This window comes from Chitinophaga lutea (genome assembly GCF_003813775.1).
Classification (GTDB): Bacteria; Bacteroidota; Bacteroidia; order Chitinophagales; family Chitinophagaceae; genus Chitinophaga; species Chitinophaga lutea.
The window spans coordinates 410298-435312 of the sequence record NZ_RPDH01000003.1 but is presented as its reverse complement, the minus strand read 5'-3'; the positions used below and the strand labels follow the sequence as shown (position 1 = coordinate 435312).

Below are 25015 nucleotides of genomic sequence, written 5' to 3'. Positions count from 1 at the left end.
AAATATCTGGAATTAATCCGGGATTTTCCAGTAAAAAGTCAAAATGACAATTATACTTTTACGATATTAGTACCCTATTTCACGAGAAAACTGATCAATTTGAAAATCAATCACTACGCAGGCAAAAACAGGATGTTGCTCGCGGTAGACTGCATCATATTCGGATTCGATGGCACGGAGCTGAAACTATTGCTCATCAAAAGGGGATTTGAACCGGAAAAGGGCCGCTGGAGCCTGATGGGCGGTATCGTGCAGCCTTCGGAGAACCTGGAGAACGCGGCAGCCAGGATCCTGAAGGAATTAACGGGCCTGGAGGACGTGTATATGGAACAGCTGCATGTGTTCGGCGAAGTACACCGCGACCCTGTGGAAAGAACGGTGTCTGTCGCGTATTCCAGCCTGATCGACATCAACCAGTACAAAAAGCAGCTGAACAACGACTATCACCCGGAATGGTTCCCGCTGAAAAAAATACCCTCCCTCATATTCGACCACCGCGAAATGGTGGAGCTGGCCAAACAGAAGCTGCGCTACAAAGCCGCCTTCCACCCCATCGTGTTCGAGATGCTGCCGGAAAAATTCACCCTCCCGCAGCTGCAAAGCCTGTACGAGGGCATCTACGGTTCGCTGCTCGACAAACGGAATTTTTCGCGGAAGGTATTGTCAACCGGCCTGCTCATCAAGCAGAAAGACAAGGAAAAACTCAGCTCCAAACGCGGCGCTTATTATTACAAACTCGACAAAAGGAAATACCAGACGAAGTTCAACGCCTTCCTCAATTTCATTCCCAATCCTAATAATGTAAATTAACGGCCCGCCTATAGCTTGTAGAACCGCCATTTGGAAGTAAAATCCTTACCCGGCGGCTGGTTCAGCAGAATGGCGCGCACCATTTCCACGGGCATGGCGTTTTCGTGGAGGATGGCGTCGTGGAACTGGCGGTAGCTCATCTTGCCGCTGTCTACCAGTTCTTTCTTGAGCGCTTCAAACTGCAACCCACCGATCATGTACGCGACCTGGTACAGCGGCCCGTAGCCGCCGGTGAAGGAGCGGCGCACTTCCCCTTCCGCGTTGGCGCGTTCGTGGTTCACCCGGTCTACCAGGAAATCGATGCATTGCTGCGGCGTCCATTTGCCGGTATGGTAACTGAGGGAAAAGATGATGCGGGCGCAGCGGTGCATGCGCCAGAACAGCATCCCGATGCGGTCTTCCGGCGAATTAGGGAATTTGAGGTCCCAGAGCAGGCGTTCCCAGTAAAGCGCCCATCCCTCCGTCCAGAACGGCGTGCCGAAATTGCGGTAAGCCCTGTAGCGGTCGTTCATGAATTGCTGGAGGGCATGGCCGGCCAGCAGCTCGTGGTGCACGGTGGCGCGGGAAAAATGCGGGTTGTTGCCGCGCATGCTCATCATTTTATCGTCGTGGCTCATGGTGTTGGTGGGATAGGCGATGATGAACTCCTCCCCGCCCAAAAAGAATGGCGCCACCCGCTGGCGTTCCGGCGACATCATGCTCATGCGCCAGGTTTCTTCCGCCAGCTCCGGCAGGGTGATGAGGTTATGCTGTTTGAGGAAAGCCACCGATTCGTTGTAGAGTTTCATCATGGCCTGCGGCTGCCGGGCGGGCGGCACATAGGTGTTTTTCACCTTTTCCTGCGCGGCCTTCCAGTTATCCCCGAAACCCATTTCCCGCGAGGCCTTGAGCATTTCCGCGTCGCACCAGGCAAATTCCCTGTTGGCGATATCGATCAGTTCTTCCGGCGTATAAGGAATCATTTCCTGCTGCAATTGCCGGATGATCTCCTCGCGGCCGATGGGGTTGCCGATGATGCCGCTGCCGTCGTCCTGTTGCGATACCGCGCTTTTTCCCTTTCCGGTAAACTGGGCGGCATAGTCGTTCAGCAGGCTGTCGAGCTGCTTGTAAGGCGCGGGCACCCACCAGTTAAAGAGCGGGTCGTAGCCTGTATAAAAATCAAATGCGCTTTTGAGTGAGGCCTGCAGCCCCTTCGCTACGCCGGCTGCCCTGCGGCTGAGCGGCAGGGGGAGGCCGTTTTCTTTCTGCAGGTTGGCTTTCTGCTGCTGCAGCTCTTTGGCTATGCTGTTGAGCGTGGCTGCCGTCTTTTCCGCATCAGGCGCCGTTCCGCGGCGGCGGAGCCTTTCGATATCGTAGATTTTCGCGGCGAAGGGGAACCATTTTTCCACCTGCGCATATTCATCCTTTTCTTCCCGCAGCCGGTACAGCTCCGCGTCGAGATTTCGTTTGAACAACACGTAATCCACCTTTGCGCCGACGGGGAGTTTGCCGAAATCGAGCGCGGCCAGCTTCTGCAGGTATGCCTGCTGGAGCCGCTCCATTCTTTCCCGGCGCTCGGGCGTGTTGCGGATGGCATAAAAGCGGCTCAGGGTGCCCAGGTCGGCACTGTAATGCACCATGAGGTTATTGACTTCGCTGGATTGCAGGTAAAGGTCCGTTGTTTGCGCGCTGGCGGTGAAACTGAGCATCAGCAGGGTGGCGATGCCGCGGAAGATTCTGGTCATATGTGCAGGTGGTTAAACTTTCCCAATGTAATAAAAAAAGGTGTACCCGTTACGGATACACCTTTGCTGATATAAGATCATTCTAGTGAACGTTGAGCTGCTTGGACTCTCCTTTTTTCTCCACGCCGATCACACCGGTGTTGCCGCCGCCTTTCAGCGTCAGTTCAACCGGGGCGTTGGTTTTCCATGCGCCGCGGGTGAAATCCGGAATATCGATGCTGTTGGAGCGTTTCTGGATCGATTTTTCGCTCAGCGGTACGATGCAGCTCCATGCGGCAGCGTCGTATACGTCCTGGTCGAGCGGCAATCCGTTGCGGAGGCAGTCGATCAGGCGCCAGTCCATCATAAAGTCCATACCGCCGTGGCCGCCCACCTGTTTGGCCAGTTCGCCGATATGTTTGATGATCTCGGGCGTGTATTGTTCGTAGAGTTTTTTCAGTTCTTCTTCCTTGATCCACGAGTGACCGAAAGCGATACGCTCGGGGCTGGGCCATTTGGAAGCCACGCCTTTGGTGCCGCTCACGAGGTGGATACGGGAATACGGGCGCGGCGAGGTTACGTCGTGCTGTATCATGAGGGTTTTGCCCTTGTTCGTTTTGATGGTGGTGGTGCTCATGTTGCCACGGTACGGTTTGCCTACAAACTCGTTGTAGAAAGGATCCGCAGCCGCTTTTTCTTTCGCCATGGCGCCCATCATGAAATCGTTGCTGGCCATGGTCACGAGGTAATCCATTTTATCGCCGCGGTTGATGTTCATGCACTGTGCGATGGGGCCCAGACCGTGGGTCGGGTACAGGTTCGCGTTGTGCTTGGCGTTTGCGCGCAGGCGCCACATGTTCTGGTAACCGGTTTTGGAGAAGTTGAGGTCGCGCAGATCGTGGATGTATGCGCCTTCCGCATGCACCAGTTCTCCGAACAGGCCCTGGCGCGACATGTTGAGGGTCAGCATTTCAAAGAAATCGTAGCAGCAGTTCTCCAGCATCATACAATGCTTTTTGGTCCTTTCCGACGTTTCCACCAGTTTCCAGCAGTCTTCCAGCGTGAGGGCCACCGGCACTTCGGATGCGGCGTGGCAGCCGTGCTCCATGGCGTACAGCGCCATCGGCGTATGCAGGTGCCAGGGCGTAGTGATATATACCAGGTCGAGCTTTTCGTTGTCGATCATCTGCTTCCAGCCGTTTTCGCCGGAATATTCTTTCGCCGCAGGCCTTCCCGCTTTCGCCACGATCTTGTTGGATTTGGTGGCGCGCTCGGGCAGCAGGTCGCAGAGGGCTACGATCTCCACGCCGTCGATAAACGACATGCGCTGCACCGCACCGGGGCCGCGCATACCCTGACCGATAAAGCCGATACGGACCTTGTCGATTTTCGGGGCTGCGTAACCGCTCATGTTGAAGCGTTGCGATTTCTGCGATTGTTCCAGGGCCACTTTCAGTTCTTCATCGGACGGAACCGCGGGCGTGGAAGCAAAAGAGGGCAGGCCCACAGCAAGGGCGCCTGAGCCTACGGCCAGCTGGCGTAGGAAGTTTCTTCTATTTGAACTCATATTCTTTTGTGGTTGAGCTGTAGATACAATAAAGAGCTGCTAAAAATAATAAAGATTTCCACTTTATCCCGTTTTTTTTCAGCGAACGGTCGCCGGCATCGACAAACGGGCGGGATATACTGACATAGGGTTGTCATTCCCCCTTCTTTACTTTACATTACCATAAAACCAGACATCATGCAGATAGCCCCCTCTCCCGGTTCCTCTCCCCTGGATTTCGATTTCCTGATAGGTCGCTGGAACATCCGCAACAGGCGCCTGAAAACCCGCCTGGACAATTGTACCGAATGGCTGGAATTCGATGCGACCGACGATGTGATGAAAATCCTGCTCGGGACCGGCAACATCGGCCAGTTTCACACCAGCGTGCATAACAAACCGTACGCGGGCCTCTCGCTCCGGCTGTTCAACCCGGCCACCCGCCTCTGGAGCATTTACTGGGCCAACGGCGATACGGGCGTCCTCGACATCCCCGTGGTGGGAAGCTTCGACGGCCCCATCGGCAAATTCTATTCAAAAGACGAATTGAACGGGCATCCCATTGATGTGGAGTTCACCTGGGACGCCACCAACCCGGAGGAGCCCGTCTGGAGCCAGGCGTTTTCGCCCGATGGCGGCCATACCTGGGAAACGAACTGGTATATGTACCACCGGCGGTAAATGGCGGGCTCCTGATCGCGGCAAGTCGCTAAAACGCACGGTATCAATATACATCACAAATCCTGCGGAAGAACAGCCAGTTTCCCGCTGCCGGAGCGTTGACTACAGGAGCGCCAGGTTGCCGCCGCTTTCCAGTTCGTACGGCGCATGGCCGGCTTTGAAGATACGCGCGCTGAGGCCTCCCTGCAGGGTGATCTCCGTACCGTTCACTGCTATCCAGCCGCCTTCGCGCAGCCCTACTACCGGTATGTTACTTTGCGTGTGGAACTCGCGGATGCGGGTTTCCCGGGTTTCGCCCATGTGCTGGGTACCTGGCACAGGATCGAGGTAATGCGGGTTGAGATTGAACGGTACCAGGCCCATCGTCTGGAAACTGGGCGGGTACACAATGGGCATGTCGTTGGTGGTTTGCATGTTGACGCCGCCGATATTGCTGCCCGCGCTGGTGCCGAGATAAGGTTTGCCTTTTTCCACTTCCGCGTTGAGCGCTTCCATCAGCCCCAGCTCGTGCAGTTGTTTGACGAGCAGGAAGGTGTTGCCGCCGCCCGTGAAAAATCCTTCCGCATGAAGCAGCGCCTGGGCGGGGTCTTCAAAAGTGTGCAATCCTTTCACGCCGATGCCGATGGCGCCAAACGCTTCCGCGGCGCGGCCGGTGTACTCGTCGTGCGAGATGCCGCCGGGGCGGGCGTATGGAATGAAAACGATCTCTTTGATGCCGGTGAACAGCTGTTGCATCACCGGTTTCAGGTAAGCGAGGTATTCCTGGCCGAACAAGGTGGAGGTACTGGCTAAAACAATCTTTCTCATACCCAAAAGTAATAAACTCCCCCAATAAGGAGGAGTTTACACATCGGGGCTTCCAACCAGGCTGAAATGGCGGTTAGGGAAGAATGAAGCACGATTCCCGCGGGGGTGATGTTATAATGGTAGCAACACTTACATGAATAGAAGATCGTCCCCCTTTACCGCCGGCAACACCGCCCTTTCGAACTTCGCAAAAAGCTGCGGCAGGGCGCTGTCGTCTTTACCTTCCAGCCTTTGCAGCACGGCCTGTTGTGCCAGCAGGCTGATGCGGAACACAGGGGCTCCCATCACCAGCACCGGCTGCTCCAGCGGATGGTACCATAGGTATTGCTGCGGCCACTCGTGAAACCGTTGCGAGGCCACCCTGAAAAAGTAGGCGCCGGCGTGAACGGCCAGCCATTGTTTCCATTCTCCGGACAATGCGCTGTAACGGGCTTCAGACAGGATCACATCCAGTATGCCCAGGCTACCGGGCTGATAATTCAGCCGGTAACCGAAACGCTCTTTGTAAAAGGCGATGAATTCTTCCGCCCGCCGCTCTACCAGGGTCGCTAATGCAATGGAAGGCCGGGTGTATTTATCTCGGTTACGGAAAAAGCGGAAGAACAGCATGCTGCATGTTTATATAGATGGGCTTACGATAGCTTTGCCCTGATAGCCGATGCCACTTCCTGCTCCAGTTTGTTCCAGGGGGCCACCAGCAGCAGGCGGGTCACGAAGTTGCCGAAGACCACCCTGTCGAGCACATAGTTCGGCACGACGCCGTCCACATCCACGATCTGCTTCTTTTCATCCGGCACCACGCAAATACCGAGCATACCTGTTTTTTTAACCAGTACGCATTGCGTGCCCTTGAAATTGATCGACCAGCGGTCGTGAATGATGGAGCATTCATATTTGCCGCCCAACGCATCCTTGATGGCGTTGTGCAGTTCGATCAACGTAGGTACGTTGCTGTTATATTTGATTGTCATGATAAACGGGTTTAATAGACCATTGTCTTGAAGTTGCCTTTCTCGTCGTAAATCAGCTGGAAGTCGGTGCCGCCGTTTTTGGGCTCTACCGTGATGGTGAGGCGCAGTGCGTCATCCGGGCCCTTGATCCGGCTGGGCATGGAATAATGGACGGAACTCACCACGAGGTCTTTCATCTGCTTTTCCTTTTCCACCTTGGCGATGGAAGCTTTTACCAGTTCGGGCACTTTTTGCATGTCCTGCACCTGCTGGAGGGTGAACATGAAGTCTTTCGGTTTGGCCTCGCCTTCGATTTCGAGGGTGATCTCGGATTTGTCTTCCCAGATGCCCTTGAGTTTCATTCTTTCCATGAGTTTGTTGGAGTTGACGTCGCCGCCGGAAGCGATCACGCTGGTGCCCACGCCGTCCGCATAACTGAGCAGGATGCTGGTGTAACCGGCATTATCGCCGAATTTGCTTTTCAGTTCACTTGCAATGGAAGCCACATCTTTGCTGTCTTCGAATTCGCGGCCACCGGCTCCGAAATACTGGCACGATGCCAGGGTGAAGGCCACGAGGGCCATGCAGAGCAGTTTTTTCATGAGGGGATGATTTGGTTTATTGTTGGCACAAACATACACCGGCCGGGCAACCGGCAGGGCCTACAATACAAAAGCGCCCGGATATTTTTGAAATCCGTGCGCTTTATGGAAATATGTGCTAAAGGAGGGAGATTGTGGCGTGTTCCAGCCTGTTACAAAGGGCAGGGCATTCCCCGTGAGGCGTCATTTCTTCCGGAAGGGAATGTCCATTTCCACCCGCAGCCCGTGGCTGTTCTCCGTTTTTTTGTCCGTGATCTGGAGGGTGGCGGGATGGCCGGTTTGTTTACTGAGCATCGACAGGCGCTCCTGTGTGATGAGGGTGCTGAGCGACTGTTTTTCCACCTCGGCCACAACCGGCTGCAGGCCGCTGCCGTTGTCTTCGATCACACAATGCAGCGTATGCTGGCGGCGGTCGATGCGCACTGTAATGAGCCCCCCCTGCTCTACCCTGCGCAGGCCGTGCAGGATGGCGTTTTCCACGAAGGGCTGCAACAGCATCGGCGGGATCAGCAGGCCGTCGTCTTCATAATGGTCATATACTTCGATCCGGAAATCGAAAGTGCCTTCAAAACGCATGACTTGCAGGCTGAGATAGCTCTCCAGCGCCACCAGTTCATCTTTCAGCGGCACGATGCTTTCGCGGGCGTTTTCGAGGCTGATACGCACGAGGCGCGCGAATTTATTGAGGTATTTGATCGACTTCTCTTTTTCGTCTCCACGGATAAAACTCTGCAGTACGCTCAGGGTATTGAATATAAAATGCGGCTCCATCTGGCTGCGCAGCAAACGCTGCCGCAGCGCTTCTTCGCGGAGCTGCAACTGCATCGCCCGCCGGCGCCAGAGCAGCACGCCCAGCAGGGCCAGCAATACGGCGGCCACAACGATCGCCACGATGATCACCTGTTGCTGCCGGCGAATCTGGCGGTTCACCCGGTTCTCGAATGCCAGCGCGGAAATCTCGTCGTCTTTGGCTTTCACGGCATACTGCGTTTCCAGTTCACGCGCCTGCAGGGCCAGCGAAGAATCGAGCTCGGCGCCGAAACTTTTGTACGCGCTGTCGAGCGAAGCATACGCGGCCTTATAATTCCCCTGCGCCTCGAAGTTGGTGGAACGGCGGTTCCAGGCGCGGGTGATGACGTTCTGGTCCTGCTCCTTACGCGCCAGGGCCAGCGCGGTATCGATGTACACATCCGCGGCGCCGTATTGTTTCATTTTGCTGTAGGTGACAGCCAGGTTGAGGTAAGATTCCCCGTCGAGATCGTCCAGCTCCCGGCTGATGGCCATGCCTTTCAGCTGGTATTGCAGCCCTTCTTCCTGCTTCCCGTCGTCGACCAGCAGCAGGCCGAGATTTTCGGCGCGAACGGCTTCGAAGTAAGGATTGGAGAAACTCGTATCGCGTTCCATCTCTTTGAAGAAAAGGATGGCGGAATCGTTATGGCCCGCGTCCGCATAATATTTCGAAATACTGTTCGCCAGTACCGTTTTCAGCTTCGGTTGGGTGCAGCGCTCATACCCTTCGAACAGGTAACGGCGGATGGCGGGCGCATCGCCGATTTCCGTATAGATTTCGCTGAGGCGGAAACAGATGATGGGCAGGCCCGGCGTATCGACTTTATGCGCCAGGTAATAGGCGTCGCGGGCATAATGCAGCGCGCTGTCGTATTGCTGCTGGTCCTTCAGCAGATCGGCCAGCTGCACCTTCGCGCCGAGCACCTGTTTCTGCGTGGTATCTTTCTGCAGGGCAAGGGCCATCGACAGGTCGATGTAATACCGCGCACTGTCCGGCTGCTCCTGCATGTTCAGCTGCACACCTTTGAAGCGGTACCAGCTGCAGGTGAGGCGGTAATCGTCGAGCTGCTGCACCAGTGGCAGGAGGCTGTCGAGTTTGATGCCTGCTTCGCGCGGGCGGTGGTCGTGAAAAAAGGGATTGATATCCGACTTCATGTAAGCCATGATCGAGTCGGCCTGCATTTTCTGCACGGGGGCGCTTTGCTGCGTGCACGCCGCAGCCAGGAGCAGCAGCAGGATAACGGGGATACGTTGCATGCCAAAAAGTTAACGGTTACCGGTAAGGTATTCCACCACAAAATCCTTTCTGCGGGTGGAAACGGGAATTTCTACATGGTTGCGGAGGATCAGGTAGCCGTCTTTATGATACCGGTCGATGAATCGGTGGTTCACCAGGTACGACTGATGGGGCCGCAAAAACCAGGTATCGGGCAACAGTTCCTCATATTCCTTGATGGATTTGGATACGACAATTTTGCGCCCGTCGGCTAAAAAGAAGGTGGTGTACCCCGCATCGCTCTGGCAGTAGATAATTTCTTCAAAAGCAACGATCTGGAGATACTGTTGCGACCGCAGTACGATGCGGTGCTGGAGCCCTCCGCCCTGCTTCAGCTGGTCGCGCGCAACGGCCACCTGTTCCGGCGCCGCCTGCTGCATGCGGGCCACACGGGCCAGCGCCAGCTGCAGTTCTTCTTCATCCACCGGCTTGAGCAGGTAGTCGAGCGCGCCGTATTTGATGGCTTTAATGGCAAAATCCTGGTGGGCGGTGATGAAGATCACCTTGCAGGCCGGGGCCATATCGTGCAGGATATCAAAGCCGGTGCCGTCCCCGAGGGAAATGTCGAGCAGCAGCAGGTCGGGCTGCGTGGCCGGTATCAATACCTTCGCCTCCTGGATGCTGCCGCAAACGCCTACCACCACAAAACCGGGTTGCAGCTGCATGAGTGCCTGAAGGTCTTTCCGGATGGCCGGTTCGTCGTCAATGATGACTACTCTGATCACGGGAGTTGATTTTAGAACAATAGGATGCCTGGTTTCAGACCGCTAAAATATTCTTTTTGGCGACATGGCGGTAATCCGGCCCCCGTTCATTTAGGCGGGGATTGATTATATTGCAACCCTTAACTGGTAAACCATGTCAATTTCAAGTCAGGCCGAACTGCTGGGTATGCAGAAAGCAAGCGAGGCGGTGGCCGTTACACTGCGCAAAATGAGGGAATACGCCCGTCCGGGCATGTCTACCGCGGAGCTGGACGCATACGGCTTTGCCCTGCTCGAGGCTTTCGGTGCAAGATCCGCCCCGAAGCTGACGTACGACTTCCCCGGCTATACCTGCATCAGCGTAAACAACGAAATTGCACATGGCATCCCCAGCCGCAAAACCATTTTACAGGATGGCGACCTGGTGAACGTGGACGTGTCCGCCGAACTGGACGGTTTCTGGGCCGATAACGGGGGCTCTTTTGTACTGGGAGAAGACCGCCATCAGCATCAGAAACTGGTGGACGCTTCCCGCAGCATCCTGCAAACGGCGATCATGCACATCCGCGACGGAGTGAAAATCAATGTGATCGGCGGGCTGATCGAAGCCGAAGCCCGGAAACGCGGCTACCGCGTCATCAAAAACCTCAACGGGCATGGCATCGGCCGCGGCCTGCACGAGGCGCCGCATTCCATCGCCAATTACTACGACAAACATAACCGCGCCAAGTTCCGCAAGAACCTCGTAGTGGCCATCGAAACCTTTATCTCCACCAGAACCGACTGGGCTTATGAAAACGGTGACGGCTGGACGCTGGCCTCCCGCGACGGCAGCTTCGTAGCACAGCATGAGCATACCATTGTGGTGACCGACGGCCTGCCGGTGATACTCACCAAAGAAAACGGTATCTGGGAATAAAGGACGATTCCGGTCGGCGTAATCCGCATTGCCATACCTGTGCGCCTTACTATCGTGCCCCGGCCCCTTCAGGATAATATCATACACAAACTCGTTAAAATACTATGCAATAAAGTGCAAACGATTGCATAACTTAGATATATCGCTGTAAAAAAAGAAGAACCTCGATCCCGTAGCAACTGATACATTTTCCACAGTAATTTTTTACCTGACATCTGCCGAATTCGACCAAAGAGAGCTTTCAAGGTGAAGACCCGCCATGACTGCCGTGAATGGCCTGTGCGCTGAAATCAAACTATCCGAGCTATTTGTTAACGCACATAAAAAACCCACCCCGTTATGATGAAAACTGCTGTACACAACAAAATCAGACAGCTAACCCTATTGCTGCTGGTTACTTTACTCCTTCCGCTCATGCAATCGTATGCACAAACCCTGCCTGCCAACTTCCAGCGCGTACTGGTGACCGGCGGGCTGACAGGGCCCACATCGTTTGCCCAACTGCCGGACGGCAGGATACTGATCTGCCAGCAAAACGGACAGCTGCGCGTGTTCAAAAACGGCTCACTGCTGGCTACGCCGGCGGTGTCGCTGTCGGTGAGCACCAGCGGCGAGCGCGGCCTCATCGGCATTGCGGTAGACCCGGCTTTTGCCACCAACAAGTACATTTATCTCTATTACACCTCGTCGTCAGGCCCACACAACCGGGTGAGCCGCTTTACCATGAACGGCGACCTGGCGCAGTCGGAGCTGGCCATCCTCGACATGCCCACCCTCAGCGCCATTTACCACAACGGCGGCGGGCTGGCTTTCGACAACACCGGCAAACTGCTCGTGTCGACCGGGGATAACAAGGTAGGAAGCAACGCCTCCAACCTCGATCACTATCACGGCAAGGTGCTGCGTATCAATACCGACGGCTCGGTGCCCACGGGCAATCCCTTTTCCGGCGGCGCGCAGCGGAGCCGTGTGTGGGCGTACGGGTTGCGCAATCCTTTCACGCTGAACGTAGACCCCGGCACAGGTAAAATTTATGTGAACGACGTGGGCGAAGCCACCTGGGAAGAAATCAACGACGCTTCCGTAGGCGGCCGCAATTTCGGCTGGCCGTCCAAAGAAGGGATGTGCACCAGCGGCTGCACCGGCCTCACCAACCCCGTATACGTTTACCAGACCAACCGTAACGACCCGCCGGCAACCGGCCAGGGATGCGCCATCAACGGCGGCGCGTTCCTGCATGGGGCCATCAGCAACTGGCCGGCCACCTATCATGGCAAATACTTTTTCCTCGACTACTGCGGTACCTGGATAGATTACATCAATCCCGCATCGGCCTCCCCTACCCGCAACGGCTTCGGCACCGGGCTCAGCGACGGCCTCACCACCATGAAACAGGGCATCGACGGAGATCTGTATTTTTTAAGAAGGGGCAACAACTCCCTCTATAAAATCGTGTACAACGGCAACTCCGCACCGGTGATCACCGCACAGCCGCAAAACATCACCGTGCCGCAGGGACAGAACGCCACCTTCAGCGTTACGGCCTCCGGCACGCCAGCGCCCACGTACCAGTGGCGCAAAGGCACCACCAATATCTCCGGCGCCACATCGGCTACCTACACCATCACCAACGTACAGGCTTCGCACGCAGGCAGCTATAATGTAGTGGTGACGAACAGTGCGGGCAGCGTTACGAGCAACAACGCCACCCTGACCGTGACCGCACCCAACACCCTGCCGGTTGCCACCATCACCAGTCCGGCCAACGGCGGCAGCTTCCGCGCGGGCGATAACATCAGCTTCACCGGTACGGCCACCGATACGGAAGACGGCACCCTGCCGGCCAGCGCGTACACCTGGTGGGTAGATTTCCATCATGCCAACCACACGCATCCCGGCCCGGAAATCAACGACGGCGTCACCAGCGGCTCTTTCCCGATTTCGGTGGAAGGCCATACGGAAACGGATATCTGGTACCGCCTGTACCTCGAAGTGACGGATTCACAGGGCGGGAAAGACACTACCTACGTGGAGATTTTCCCGGTGACATCCAACCTCACCCTGCAGACCGTTCCTTCCGGCTTACAGCTCACGCTGAACGATATTCCGTTCACCACACCGTCTACCCAGGAATCATTGTCCGGCATGGTGCGGCCCATGAAAGCCCCCAGCCCGCAAACGCTCAACGGCACCACGTACCTGTTCGACTTCTGGGCACACGGCGGCGCGCGTGAGCAGAACATCACCGTCACCGACAACGACGCTACTTATACGGCGCATTATAAAGTGGCCTCCGCACCGGTGAACTTCACTCCGATACATGATGCGTATGTGCGCGACGGAACGAATGCCGGCATCACGCATGGCGTCACCGATTCCAGCGTGCTCATCACCAAGGTATCGCCCACCGGCCAGCTCAACAACGCACGGGAATCGTACCTGATGTTCGACCTTACGTCCGTAACCAGCCCGGTTGCAGCCGTGGTGCTCAGGGTGTATGGCAAGGTGGACCTCACTACCGTGCCCTCCGTTGGCGTAGGCGCGTATTCCGTAGCCAATACCACATGGACCGAAAACACCCTCACCTGGAACAACAAACCGGCTACCGGCGCCAATCCGCTGGCGACCGTGACGGTGACCAATGCGGCCTACGCATATTATGATTTCGATGTTACGGCCTACGTGCAGGCGGAAAAAGCAGCCGGCAGAAACCGGGTGGCCTTTGCGCTGAAGAGCCAGGTAGCGCACGATCCGCGTGTGTTCTGGAATTCCAGTGAGGCCACCTCCAACCCGCCTTTGCTGTCGGTGATCACCGATGCGGGCGGCAACCTGAACCCTACGGCCAGCATCACCTCGCCGGCAAACGGGGCCAGCTTCACCGCACCGGCCAACATCACCATCACAGCTACGGCAGCGGATGCGGACGGCACCGTGTCGAAAGTGGAATTCTTCAATGGCGCCAGCAAACTGGGTGAGGCCACTACAGCGCCTTACACCTTTGCCTGGAACAATGTGCCCGCCGGCAGCTACAGCCTCACGGCCAAAGCCACCGACGACGATAATGCCACCGGCACTTCCGCCGCGGTGAACATCACCGTCACCGGCGCACCGGGTTGCGAACCGGTAACCGCCAGCGCAGACGATGGCAACGTTGCCGCGAACGTGCTGGACGACAATCTCGCCACCCGCTGGTCCGCGCAGGGCGACGGACAGTGGATAGCCTTCTGCCTGGGCACGGTACAAACCGTTACCGGCGTACAAATCGCGTTCTATAACGGTAATGTGCGCTCTTCCAACTTCGACATCCAGACGAGCACCAACGGCAGCACCTGGACCAACGTGGCCACCGGCCTGAGCAGCAGCGGCACTTCGCTGAACCTCGAAACGTTCAGCATACCGTCTACCAGCACACAGTACATCCGCATCCTCGGCCACGGCAACTCCGTGAACCTGTGGAACAGCTACACCGAAGTGAAATTCGTTACCGGCGGCGGTTCTACGGAAACGGCCCTCCCCGCTGTGCATGATGCGTATGTACGCAACGGCACCGCCGCTACCGTCACCCACGGCACCACGGACCCGAACCAGCTGATCGTGAAACTGAACAGCAACCCGGATGCGGGCAACGACCGGCAGACCTATCTCACCTTCAATACCAGCAGTATTACCGGCACGGTGACCAATGTGAAGATCCGTCTGTACGGCGCGCTGACCGACAACCGGAACAGCAACGTGCCGCTCGGCGCACATTCCGTGGCCACCACCAGCTGGACGGAAAGCACGCTCACCTGGAACAACAAACCGGCGGCAAGCGGAACGGCGCTTGTGTCTACCACCATCACCGATTCAATCAAACGCTTCTACACCTGGGATGTGACCAGTTATGTGGCCGCAGAAAAAGCAGCAGGCCGCCATACCGTGTCGTTCGCCATTATCAGCTCGCTGGCTACCAACCCGATCCTTTCCTTTAACTCGAAAGAAACCGGCAGCAACGCACCGCAGCTGATCGTCACCCACGGCAGCGGGCTGGCGGGCCAGGCCATTGCGGCGAAAGGACAGGACGTGGACATGACCGAAACGTCCCCCGGACTGCACACGTTCCCCAACCCCTTCAGGGACAATATAACAGTAACGTACACACTGAAACGTGAAGGACGCGTGCAACTGGCATTGTTCGACCTCAGCGGCAGGCAGGTAGCCATACTGGCGGATGCCGTGCAACCCGCAGGGCAGCACAGGGCGAACTACAAGGCTGGACAGCTTTCATCCGGCTTATACGTACTCAAACTCACGCACAACAACAAGGTCATCACGAAAAAACTGATGAAGGAATAAATCGTTCAAAACCAGCAGGGCACATCGTCCTGCTGGTTTTTTAAATTTCACACTATGAGAAAACTTACACTTTTATTATTGCTTTTATCCAACGCAGTATGGGCCACAGATCGTTTCGTGACCAACATGACGCAGCTGAACGCTGCTATCGGCGCTTCGGCGCCGGGCGACAACATTATTCTCCAGAACGGTACCTGGAATAATGCCGCCATCACTTTCAGTTCTTCCGGCACGGCCGCCAGCCCCATTACGATGCGGGCGGAAACGGCGGGTAGCGTAACATTCACCGGCAATTCCACCCTGAACGTCACGGGTACCTACCTCGTGGTGAAAGGTTTCCGGTGGACGAACGGCACCGTGACGGGCAATGTGGTGACTATCCGCGGCGGCAACAACCGCATTACGCAGTGCGCCATCATCAATTTTAATTCCGGCGCCAAGTGGATCGTGCTCGACGGTTTACGCGGGCGGGTAGACCATTGCCATTTCGAAGGCAAAAACACGGCCGACCCCACCATGCAGATCGAAGTGCGCGACCAGACGCCGGACTATCACGTGGTGGAATACAATCACTTTGCCCGGCGCGACCCACTCGGCGCCAACGGCGGCGAAACCGTGCGGAACGGTTACAGCGGGCAAATGGACAACATCTCGCGCACCCTGTTCCAGTACAACCTGTTACAGGAGTGCAACGGCGAAAACGAGATCATTTCCAACAAAAGCGCCGAGAACCTTTACCGGTACAACACGTTCCGTCGCTCCAAAGGGCAGTTCTGTTTCCGGCATGGCGACCGCAATATCCTGTACGCCAACTTCTTCCTCGGTGAAGGCGTGGCGCAAACAGGCGGCGTGCGGGTGATCGGTTCGCAGAACTACATCGTCAACAACTACTTCCACGGCCTGGATGCGGCCAACAGCACCGGCGACGCGGTGATCATCCTCCAGAAGGGGGAGAGTTATCCCGCCGGTGAGGTGCGTTACAACCCCCAGATCGTGGGCTGCGTGATCGCTTACAATACGGTGGCCGATTTCATCAGCGGCAAGGCGCTCGACGTGAATAACGGCAGCAGGCCGCTTTCCCCCACGGGCGTAAAAGTCGCCAACAATATTTTCGCGGACGCCGATCAGTCGCTTATCGCCAACAACCTCACCGGCTCCGAAACCTGGATGGGCAATATAGCCAACGGTACCCTGGGCATTAGCAATCCCGGCGGGATTACCATGGCCAACCCGCAATTTGAAACCATCGGCAGCTGGCGGATTGGCGCCACCAGCCCGGCCATCGACGCCGGCGTGGGGGGCTGGGGCGGCATCATCGCCCTTTCCGGCCTCGATGTGGACGTGACCGTTTCCAAAGACATTGATGGGCAGACCCGCACCTCTCTGAAGGATGTCGGTTGCGATGAGCGTGTAACCGGTACCGTGATCAACCGACCGCTCAATCCTTCAGATGTGGGCCCGGCATTCCTGGGCGGCCCTCCCGACCCGGACGAGCCCGGCCCCATCGTCAACCTGGCGCTCAACAAGCCCGTTACATACAGCAGCCAGCCGCAGGCGGAAAACCCCGCCAGCGCCGCGGTAGACGGCAATACGGCCACCCGCTGGTCGGCCAGCGTGTACCCGCAATGGATAGAAGTGGACCTCGGCGCGGTGTACGACATCAGTAAAACGGAAGTGGTGTGTATGGATGACCGGGCTTACCAGTTTAACGTGCAGGTGAAAACCACCAGCACCGGCACTTACACCCAGGTGGTAGACCGCAGTGCGAATACCACGCCCGGATCGATCGCCGCACCCATCACCAATACCTTCGGTCCCGTGAACGCGCGCTACGTACGCATGACCGTTACCGGCGCCAGTGGCTACACCGGTACCTGGGCCAGCATCATCGAGTTCAGGATGTTCGGCAGCGCCACTCCCCTGGCGCCGCTGGGCCTTGCGTATAAAAAGGCAACCGAACCAGCGAAAGAGTTGCAGCTTAGCGTGTATCCGAACCCGGTAGTATCGCCCAGCCCGGTGATACGGTATACGCTTACCGAAGCCGCACCCGTGCAGCTGGTGGTGTACAATATGGCCGGCCAGGCGGAAGTGCTCACCGACGCCTTCCAGCAAGCCGGCGAATACAGCCGCACCTGGAATGCAGGCGGCAAATCTAATGGGGTATACATCGTGAAACTAAAAGCGGGTAACCGCGAGAAGCAGTTCAGGCTTTTACTGAACAAATAAACCAACGTGTTATTCATATGCCTGGAGGCCGGTCTTTTACCGGCCTCATGCATTATAAAATTCCGCTTCCATTCCTTATCTTGAATGTATTAAATCCCTCTTATGACCGTTTCCCAACGCATTGCTTCCATTGACATCACCCGCGCCATTACCATGCTGATGATGATTTTTGTGAACGACCTGTGGACGCTGCATGATATTCCCGCCTGGCTGGAGCACACCGCCGCTAACGACGACGGGATGGGCCTGGCGGACACGGTATTCCCCGCCTTTCTTTTTATCGTGGGCATGAGCATTCCGTACGCCATTGCGAGCCGGATTAAAAAAGGCGACAACCGGTTGCGGCTGGTGCGGCATGTGCTGGAACGGTCGGTGGCCCTGCTGGTGATGGGCCTGTTCCTCGTAAACGGCGAATACATCAACGGGCCGCTCACGGGCATCGGCAAAGGCGGCTGGAATGTGCTGTCGTGCATCTGCTTCATACTGATCTGGAATCAATACCCGCAGCGGTTTCCGCGGCTGGCCGTGAATATCCTCAAAGGCGTGGGCATCGTTGCCCTTGCGCTGCTCGCGTACATCTACCGCGGCGGCGAAGCCGGCATCACGTTCTCCACGCACTGGTGGGGCATCCTGGGGCTGATCGGCTGGGCCTACCTCGTTACCGCGCTCATTTACGTGCTGGGGCGCGGCAGCCTGACCGTGAACTTTGTTGCCTGGGTGATTTTTATTGGATGCAGCATGCTGGCCCATGGTGGCGTCACCAGCAGCGGCAGCATCCTCCGCACCCTCCTCGACCCGCTGGAAGACGGCGCCATGCCCACGCTGGTACTGGCCGGCGTGATCGTATCGCAGTTATTCCGCCAATACGCCGCGGCCGGCAAGTGGCAGGCGGTGACAGCCGTATTGTCCGCGATTGCCGTTGTATGGCTGGCTGCGGGCTTTGTTACGCGCCCGGTCTGGGGCATCTCGAAAATACTCGCCACGCCCAGCTGGGTACTGATTTGCAGCGGCATCACCACCTTCCTGTTCATCGCCATCTACTGGCTCTGCGACCTGAAAAACAAGGCATCCTGGTTCGACATCATCCGGCCCGCCGGTTCCGATACGCTCCTGTGTTACCTCGTACCGTATTTCGTATATGCGTTGATGGGAGCCGCCGGGCTTTTCGGGGTGATACAGCTGGGCGGCATCGTGGGACTGTTCAAGTCACTGCTGTTTGCCATTGTTGTTATCCAGATCGCCCGCGGTCTCACCAAAGCAGGAATCCGTTTGAAACTGTAACTTTGCCGCAGTACAAACCCTGTTACATCCATGTTAGAAATTTCGAACGACTATTTACAGGTGCGTTTCAGCGCACACGGTGCGGAGCTGCAAAGCATTATCAGGAAAGACTACCAGCTGGAATACCTCTGGAGCGGAGACCCCGCTTTCTGGGGCAAAAAGAGCCCGGTGCTGTTCCCCATCGTAGGCGGGTTGAAAAACAACACCTACCGGTATAAAGGCCGCGAATACCAGCTCGGCAGGCACGGTTTTGCCCGCGACATGACGTTTACCGTCACCCTGCATACGGCCACCAGTATTAATTTTTCATTAAGAGACAGCGAAGAAACCCTGCGTAATTACCCTTTCCCGTTCAACCTGAACATCCGGTACACCGTGCAGGATGCCACCCTGCTGGTGAACTACGAGGTGCAGAATATGGGCGACGATATGATGTACTTTTCCATCGGGGCGCACCCGGCTTTCAGGGTGCCGCTGGAACAGGATACTATTTATGAAGATTATGCGCTGCATTTCAACGAAACTGAAACCGCAGGCGTATGGCCGCTTTCACCAGGCGGACAGATTGAAGCGGCTCCCCTGCCCTATCTCGAGCAAACCAGACAGCTGCCGCTGAAAAAATCATTGTTTTATAAAGACGCACTCGTTTTCAAAAACCTGGCATCCACTTCCATTGCCATCCGCAGCCATAAAACGGCGCATGGTGTGGACGTATCGTTTCCCGGCTTTCCGTACATGGGCATCTGGAGCGCGAAGGATGCGGACTTTGTGTGCATAGAGCCCTGGTGCGGGATTGCGGACACCGTGAACGCCAGCGGGGAGCTGACGGAGAAGGAAGGCATCCTGGAGTTGCGGCCGGACGAACTGTTCCAGAAACAATGGTCGGCCCTGTTCTTTTAAATCAGCACTTGATCGTTTTCTTTTTTTTCACTCCTCCCGGCCTGTTCCGGGAGGCTTTGATATAATCTTCCGCGCCCGGCACCTTGCAGGCCGTACCGTTCATATCCACGCTGACGGTGCCTATTTTACGCGCCGTTTCCACCGCTTTCTGTTCAAGTGCGCCGACGTAGGTACCGACGCCGATCACAAACCCGTTCATCGTATACCGCACCCGGTTGGGGGCTTTGTGGATGTCTTTTTCCACCCGCTTCAGTAATTTTTCCAGCATGGGCAGGTCGAGGGCCGCATCCTCCTTCATCGACACGATGCCGCCGAGGGTATTCCATCCGCTGGTGGCGATTTTTTCGTTCCCTGCATCTATCCATTGCAGCGCCAGCTTCCAGCCTTCGGGATGCTCCGCCGTTACCCAGGGCACGGTGTATTCCGCAATGCCGTGCGAATCGGATGTTTTCACCCAATGTTCGAGTTGTTGCGCGGTCATTTTCGCACCGTCGGCCATGAGGCCGGCGAGGTACTGGGCATCATAAATGCCGGTATCGTACAACTGCATGGCCAGCGCCTGGTCGTTCTTTATTTTCTTCAGGATGATTTTGAGGTCGGCCACCTTTGCGCCGTAAATGTTAACGGCGCCGTGTTTCATGAGCGTGTTGCGGGTCTGTTCGCTGCTGGCTGACCGGATGGCGTCCAGCACTTGTTGTAACGTCATGGTAAAGGAGTTTACGGGATAAATGTACGGCTAATCCTCGATCAGGATCCCCATTTTGCCCATGCGGTAGTCGCGCATGGCTTCCAGCACTTCCGTTTCGGTATTCATCACAAAAGGGCCGTTGGCCGCGATCTTTTCGTTCAGCGGCTGGCCGGAAGCAATGAACACCAGGCTGTCTGCGTCCGCCTTCAGGCCGATGCCCTCGCCGTCGTCGTTGAATACCACGGCATGATAGGTGGTGTAAACGCTTCCGCCCGTTACTTCCACCACGCCGTGGACCACGTAGATGAACGCGTGGTGGCCGGCGGGTAAGGCGAACTCATATTCGCCGCCGGCTTTGAATTCCGCCATGAAGGTATTCACCGGCGTAAGCGCCGGCACCGGGCCTTTGACGCCGTTCAGTTCACCGGCGATCACCCGGATCTGCACAAGGCCGGCCGTGTCTTTTACCACCGGCGTATCTTCCGCGTGCAGGGCGAAATAAGCAGGCTGGTCCATTTTCCGGCTGGCGGGAGAGTTCACCCACAGCTGCAGCATTTCCTGTTCGGCACCTTTTTCCAGGATGCCTTCAGGCGGCCGTTCGCTGTGAATGATGCCGCGGCCGGCATGCATCCATTGCGTGCCCCCGGCCCATACCACGCTGTTGTTACCCCTCGAATCGCGGTGATGCACGCCGCCTTTGATGATGAAGGTAACAGGCGAAAAACCGCGGTGCGGATGCGGGTCTACACCGGTATGGCGCAGCGGGCGGTCGTCGGGCACCTTCCATTGCAGGTGGTGCAGCAGCAGGAAGGGATCCACACGGTCGGCATGCACCGACGGAAAAGGCTGGCGCACGGGCACTTCGCCCATCTCCTTCAGATCGGCATACAGCACATGTTTTACACTGCGGTATCGATTCATGTGATAAGTAATTATTCCCCTGCGAGACTGCGCTTGAAAGCTTTGAATTCTTCGCGCAGGTCTACGAACAGGCGGTCGAAGGTATCCATGTCTTCCTGGAGTTTGTTATGCAGCATGTGCAGCTGCGCATCGCTGCCGTCGTTTTCAGACATCATTTTATCGCCTTTGATCACCATTTGCAGCTGATCGTTCACCACTTCTTTCTGGCGGATGAGGGCGTTCTGAAAGTGCTCGATTTTCACTTGCTGCTCGGCGTTGAGAGATTGCCGTGTCAGCTCGGTGAGCTCTTCCTGCAGGGATTTGATTTCCTTTTCACTCAGCAGCAGGTCTTTTTTCCACTCCTGGTGGAGCTTGTGCAGTTTGTCGAAATTTTCTATGGGCATAAGACGTGTTATATTATTCAGAGATTAATGCCATGGGCGAGTATTCTTTTCCATTCGGGATGTTTCCGCAGATATGCAGTCACATGCGGGCTGAGGGGCACCATCTTCAGCTTCTGCTCGTCGAGTATCTGCAACACTCTTTCGATCAGCGCCTCTCCCACACCTTCTTCCGCCAGCGGCTGCGGCACCTCCATATGCGTCAGGAAAATCTTTTTCCCGCCGAACATATATTCCAGCTTCGCTACCTGGCCGCCTACCTTCGCTTCATATTGCCGGGCATTCACGTTGTCGGTTATTTCCAACAGCTTCGCTTCCATAAAAATCTGGGTTTTTAACAGTAAAGAATACACGAACGTACTCCGGCTGTTACGGTTTTTCCTGTAAGACCAAATCCTATGCCGGTATTCAATAAAACACAAAGTTACGGATTTGGTTTTGCTCCCGAATCATTAGGGTAATGATGTATGTTTTGTTTTAGTCATGTACATTTGCTGCATGCAAAAAACATTGAGTGAGCGCGACCAGGCCGTCATCTGGCACCCGTATACCCAGATGCAGACGGCCCCGGCGCCGGTAGGCATTGTGCGGGGCGAGGGCGCCCTGTTGTACGACGAAGCGGGGAACAGCCATCTCGACGCGACGTCCAGCTGGTGGGTAAACATTCACGGGCATGCGCATCCCTACATCACCGAAAAACTGGCGCAGCAGGCCGCGCAGCTGCATCATTGCATCTTCGCGGGTTATACGCACGAACCGGCCGTGCAGCTGGCGGAAAAACTGCTGCCCATTCTGCCGGGGCAGCAGCAGAAACTTTTTTATTCGGACAATGGCTCCACCGCCGTGGAGGTAGCCATGAAAATGAGCATCCAGTACTGGCATAACAAAGGCGAAAAACGCAACCGCCTGCTGGCGTTCCGCAACGCTTATCACGGCGATACGTTCGGGGCGATGAGCGTGAGCGCGCGCAGTGTGTTCACACGGGCGTTTGACGATTACCTCTTTACGGTGAGTTTCCTCGACCTGCCCGAGCCCGGCAACATCGACCGCCTGCTGGCGGATATCGATGCGGTGGCCAGGGACACCGCCGCCTTCATATTCGAGCCCCTTATCCAGGGGGCCGGCGGTATGGTGATGTACGATGCCGCGCTGCTCGACCGCCTGCTGCAGCATTGCCGCTCGCGGAACATCCTGCTGATCGCCGACGAGATCATGACCGGCTTCGGCAGAACGGGCACCAACTTCGCCATGGAACAGGTCACCACGGCGCCGGATATGATCACCCTCTCCAAAGGACTGACCGGCGGCACCATTGCCATGGGCATCACCACCTGTACCAACGATATCTACAACGCCTTTTTGTCGTCAGACAAGATGAAGACCCTCTTCCACGGCCATTCCTTCACGGCCAACCCGCTCAGCTGCGCCATCGCCCTGGCCAGCCTCGATCTCTTCCTGCGGCCCGAATGCCGGGAAAACCGGGAACGCATCGCGGCCAGGCACCGGCAGTTCGCCATCGAACTGGCTTACCATGACGATGTCAAAAACGTGCGCACACTGGGCACCATCGTAGCCTTTGAAGTGATCACCGGTGAAGCCGACAGTTATATCAACGACCTCTCCGGCTTCCTCCGCTCCTTTTTTGCCGAAAAACGGGTAATGCTGCGGCCGCTGGGCAACACCCTTTATATCCTGCCTCCCTATTGTATCACCGATGCGCAGCTTGATGAAGTGTACACCAGTATCATGGACATGCTGGCGGCGTACGGGGAAAAGTGGGGATAAACGCCGTGTTAAAAAATCGGATTTGTATGAACGTCGAAGTATACACCAGTATCGTGGACATACTGGCGGCGTACGGTGAAAAATGGGGATAAGCACCGGGTTAAAAAAATATCAGATTTGCATGAACCTCGAAGTTCACAAACGAGAATGAGAGTCAGGAGGCCAAATGGAAGATATTGTGTTAGGTATCATTTAAATCCGCTGGTTTACAAGCATTTGCAATTTTTCCCTGGAAAAGGAGACCATTTTCCGGCAGGCATATCAACAGATTGATAAGCAATACTTTAGCAAAGCATCTCCAAAGCATCTCCGGGGATGCGCCGTAGATGCAGCATAGATGAAGCATAGATGAAGCGTAGATACCCCTGTCTGCAATCATGTTGCAATTTCAGGAAGGTTTCGTGCCACCGGGAACAAATCGCCGGGCATCAAGGTGTTATTTAAACCTGGAGGGCCTCCTCAAAAATAACCAGCCGTCCTGGAAAACGAATAGACATCCCAGCACGCAGCCCGCAATAAAAAGGGGCTGCATCGTAATGGATACAGCCCCTTTTCCATTTTACCGGAATAATTTTAGAATGTCAGCGGTACGCTGATTTTCGTATCGTCCCACTCCATTACCATTGCGCCTTTCGGGAATGAGAAAGTCAGTTTTTCCACGGTAGCGGCGGTTTTCTGACGGGGTACTTTTACTTCCGCTACATTTTTTTCCTTGTTTTTGTCGTACTCAAAAGCGCCGGATTGAGCGGGCACGCTGTTGAGGATAACGGTGAATTCCTTTTCGCCCGGAATGGTGAAAAGGGAATAGGTGCCGGCCTTTACTTTTTTACCGCCGAAAGTGGCGTCCTTTTTAAAAGTAATGTCGGTGGATTTGTTGGCACCGGTGCGCCATACTTTGCCATATGCTTCCAGGCCGGGGAAGATGTTGCGGCCTTTTTTGGAAGGCTGACCGTAAGCGATTTCCACGTTTTCGCCGGACGCGGTAACGCGCGGGCTTTTAGGCGGATTCTGCGCCACTACGGCACTTGCAGTGAATAAGAAGGCCAGGCCCAATAACATGCTTTTCATAAAAAATAGGATTTGATTTTTATTGATATTGGAAAAATACGCTCTTCCCTTCACAATTATCATACCGCTCACATAAAAATCAGTTTTTCTCGCAGATATTGCGGAGTTTGTTCAGCCCTTCTTCCATAGAAGCGCCGTACATGCGGTCCATGAGGAATCCCCGCAATTTCCACCAGGGCGTCATGCCCACCTTCGTTTCGAATCGCCAGAGGATGGCGGTGCCTTTGCCGTCGGTAGTGGGTTTCAGTTCGATATAGCCCGTCACGGGTTTCATGGCGGGGTGGGTCATGTTATAGGTGATGCCCTTCAGGCTGTCTGCCGCTATCACCTCTACCCGCCCGGAGGCGGTGCTGCCGGTGGTATTGCTCCAGGTGTACCAGGCGCCCAGGCCGGCCGCGGGTTTGGAATATTGTTGCAGCATGTTGCCGCCGCCGCGATAGGAAGGGTCCCACGGGTTCCATGAAGGCCATGTTTCGAGGTTGCTCACCTCGGCATATACTTCTTCCAGGGGAGCGTTGATAGAGCCCGAACGCTCCAGCCGTGCGGTAGAGGGGAACATGAGGGATAAGAGGAAAACCAGTGAGCTCAGTATGACCGCTGCGGCCAGTAACATTTTAACGAATCGCATATCGAATTATCGAAAA

Annotated in this window: 22 protein-coding genes; 8 read left to right on the top strand and 14 right to left on the bottom strand. The window is 56.0% G+C overall.

The window, feature by feature from the left end:
* The first annotated feature begins 99 nt into the window (after window positions 1-99).
* Entirely contained in the window at window positions 100-810 is a 711-nt protein-coding gene (locus EGT74_RS24900) for an NUDIX hydrolase (RefSeq protein ID WP_317126730.1), read from the top strand.
* 8 nt (window positions 811-818) lie between these two features.
* On the opposite strand, the gene EGT74_RS24895 is transcribed toward EGT74_RS24900, so the two are convergent.
* Window positions 819-2534, bottom strand: a complete 1716-nt coding sequence (locus EGT74_RS24895) for a DUF885 family protein (protein WP_181954776.1) — start codon at window positions 2532-2534, stop codon at window positions 819-821.
* A gap of 82 nt (window positions 2535-2616) precedes the next feature.
* The gene (locus EGT74_RS24890; RefSeq protein WP_123849328.1) at window positions 2617-4080 is read right to left on the bottom strand and encodes a Gfo/Idh/MocA family protein; all 1464 of its coding nucleotides are present in this window, start codon (window positions 4078-4080) and stop codon (window positions 2617-2619) included.
* A 177-nt stretch (window positions 4081-4257) separates the two neighbouring features.
* Between EGT74_RS24890 and EGT74_RS24885 the strand changes: the two genes are divergently transcribed.
* On the top strand, window positions 4258-4740 hold the full coding sequence (locus EGT74_RS24885) for a hypothetical protein (RefSeq protein WP_220392964.1): 483 nt from the start codon (window positions 4258-4260) through the stop codon (window positions 4738-4740).
* A gap of 102 nt (window positions 4741-4842) precedes the next feature.
* On the opposite strand, the gene pepE is transcribed toward EGT74_RS24885, so the two are convergent.
* From pepE to EGT74_RS24855, 6 genes are all read right to left on the bottom strand, one after another.
* Window positions 4843-5547 carry a dipeptidase PepE gene (pepE, locus tag EGT74_RS24880; RefSeq protein ID WP_123849327.1) on the bottom strand — a complete coding sequence of 235 codons (705 nt, stop codon included), beginning with the start codon at window positions 5545-5547 and terminating at the stop codon, window positions 4843-4845.
* A 129-nt stretch (window positions 5548-5676) separates the two neighbouring features.
* Complete coding sequence (locus tag EGT74_RS24875) at window positions 5677-6156, bottom strand: hypothetical protein (protein WP_123849326.1); 480 nt, start codon at window positions 6154-6156, stop codon at window positions 5677-5679.
* A 23-nt stretch (window positions 6157-6179) separates the two neighbouring features.
* The gene (locus tag EGT74_RS24870; RefSeq protein WP_123849325.1) at window positions 6180-6518 is read right to left on the bottom strand and encodes a hypothetical protein; all 339 of its coding nucleotides are present in this window, start codon (window positions 6516-6518) and stop codon (window positions 6180-6182) included.
* Between the two features lie 11 nt (window positions 6519-6529).
* A complete protein-coding gene (locus EGT74_RS24865) occupies window positions 6530-7099 on the bottom strand; it encodes a hypothetical protein (protein WP_123849324.1) in 570 nt (189 codons plus the stop codon).
* A 183-nt stretch (window positions 7100-7282) separates the two neighbouring features.
* Window positions 7283-9145 (bottom strand): tetratricopeptide repeat-containing sensor histidine kinase, encoded by a 1863-nt coding sequence (locus tag EGT74_RS24860; RefSeq protein ID WP_123849323.1) that lies wholly within the window; start codon window positions 9143-9145, stop codon window positions 7283-7285.
* A 9-nt stretch (window positions 9146-9154) separates the two neighbouring features.
* On the bottom strand, window positions 9155-9889 hold the full coding sequence (locus tag EGT74_RS24855) for a LytR/AlgR family response regulator transcription factor (protein ID WP_246008297.1): 735 nt from the start codon (window positions 9887-9889) through the stop codon (window positions 9155-9157).
* Between the two features lie 133 nt (window positions 9890-10022).
* Between EGT74_RS24855 and map the strand changes: the two genes are divergently transcribed.
* From map to EGT74_RS24830, 5 genes are all read left to right on the top strand, one after another.
* Window positions 10023-10787 carry a type I methionyl aminopeptidase gene (map, locus tag EGT74_RS24850; protein WP_123849322.1) on the top strand — a complete coding sequence of 255 codons (765 nt, stop codon included), beginning with the start codon at window positions 10023-10025 and terminating at the stop codon, window positions 10785-10787.
* 339 nt (window positions 10788-11126) lie between these two features.
* Window positions 11127-15122, top strand: a complete 3996-nt coding sequence (locus EGT74_RS24845; RefSeq protein WP_123849321.1) for a CBM96 family carbohydrate-binding protein — start codon at window positions 11127-11129, stop codon at window positions 15120-15122.
* Between the two features lie 54 nt (window positions 15123-15176).
* Entirely contained in the window at window positions 15177-17348 is a 2172-nt protein-coding gene (locus tag EGT74_RS24840) for a chondroitinase-B domain-containing protein (protein WP_123849320.1), read from the top strand.
* A gap of 102 nt (window positions 17349-17450) precedes the next feature.
* A complete protein-coding gene (locus EGT74_RS24835) occupies window positions 17451-18629 on the top strand; it encodes a heparan-alpha-glucosaminide N-acetyltransferase domain-containing protein (RefSeq protein ID WP_123849319.1) in 1179 nt (392 codons plus the stop codon).
* 30 nt (window positions 18630-18659) lie between these two features.
* Complete coding sequence (locus EGT74_RS24830) at window positions 18660-19529, top strand: aldose 1-epimerase family protein (protein ID WP_123849318.1); 870 nt, start codon at window positions 18660-18662, stop codon at window positions 19527-19529.
* A 1-nt stretch (window position 19530) separates the two neighbouring features.
* On the opposite strand, the gene EGT74_RS24825 is transcribed toward EGT74_RS24830, so the two are convergent.
* Genes EGT74_RS24825 through EGT74_RS24810 form a run of 4 tightly spaced genes read right to left on the bottom strand, consistent with a single transcriptional unit; the run spans window position 19531 to window position 21838 of the window.
* Window positions 19531-20235 (bottom strand): DNA alkylation repair protein, encoded by a 705-nt coding sequence (locus tag EGT74_RS24825; protein ID WP_123849317.1) that lies wholly within the window; start codon window positions 20233-20235, stop codon window positions 19531-19533.
* 30 nt (window positions 20236-20265) lie between these two features.
* Window positions 20266-21138: a pirin family protein gene (locus EGT74_RS24820; RefSeq protein WP_123849316.1), complete on the bottom strand. Its 873-nt coding sequence runs from the start codon at window positions 21136-21138 to the stop codon at window positions 20266-20268.
* A gap of 11 nt (window positions 21139-21149) precedes the next feature.
* Window positions 21150-21521 (bottom strand): hypothetical protein, encoded by a 372-nt coding sequence (locus tag EGT74_RS24815; RefSeq protein ID WP_123849315.1) that lies wholly within the window; start codon window positions 21519-21521, stop codon window positions 21150-21152.
* Window positions 21522-21538: 17 nt separating this feature from the next.
* A complete protein-coding gene (locus tag EGT74_RS24810; RefSeq protein WP_123849314.1) occupies window positions 21539-21838 on the bottom strand; it encodes a GNAT family N-acetyltransferase in 300 nt (99 codons plus the stop codon).
* Window positions 21839-22016: 178 nt separating this feature from the next.
* On the opposite strand from EGT74_RS24810, the gene bioA reads away from it, so the two are divergent.
* Window positions 22017-23303: an adenosylmethionine--8-amino-7-oxononanoate transaminase gene (gene bioA / locus EGT74_RS24805; protein WP_123849313.1), complete on the top strand. Its 1287-nt coding sequence runs from the start codon at window positions 22017-22019 to the stop codon at window positions 23301-23303.
* A gap of 573 nt (window positions 23304-23876) precedes the next feature.
* Here bioA and EGT74_RS24800 read toward each other — a convergent pair.
* Together EGT74_RS24800 and EGT74_RS24795 are read right to left on the bottom strand one after the other, a co-directional pair.
* Window positions 23877-24371 (bottom strand): DUF2911 domain-containing protein, encoded by a 495-nt coding sequence (locus EGT74_RS24800; protein ID WP_123849312.1) that lies wholly within the window; start codon window positions 24369-24371, stop codon window positions 23877-23879.
* Window positions 24372-24450: 79 nt separating this feature from the next.
* The gene (locus tag EGT74_RS24795; RefSeq protein ID WP_123849311.1) at window positions 24451-24999 is read right to left on the bottom strand and encodes an SRPBCC family protein; all 549 of its coding nucleotides are present in this window, start codon (window positions 24997-24999) and stop codon (window positions 24451-24453) included.
* Window positions 25000-25015 lie beyond the last annotated feature (16 nt).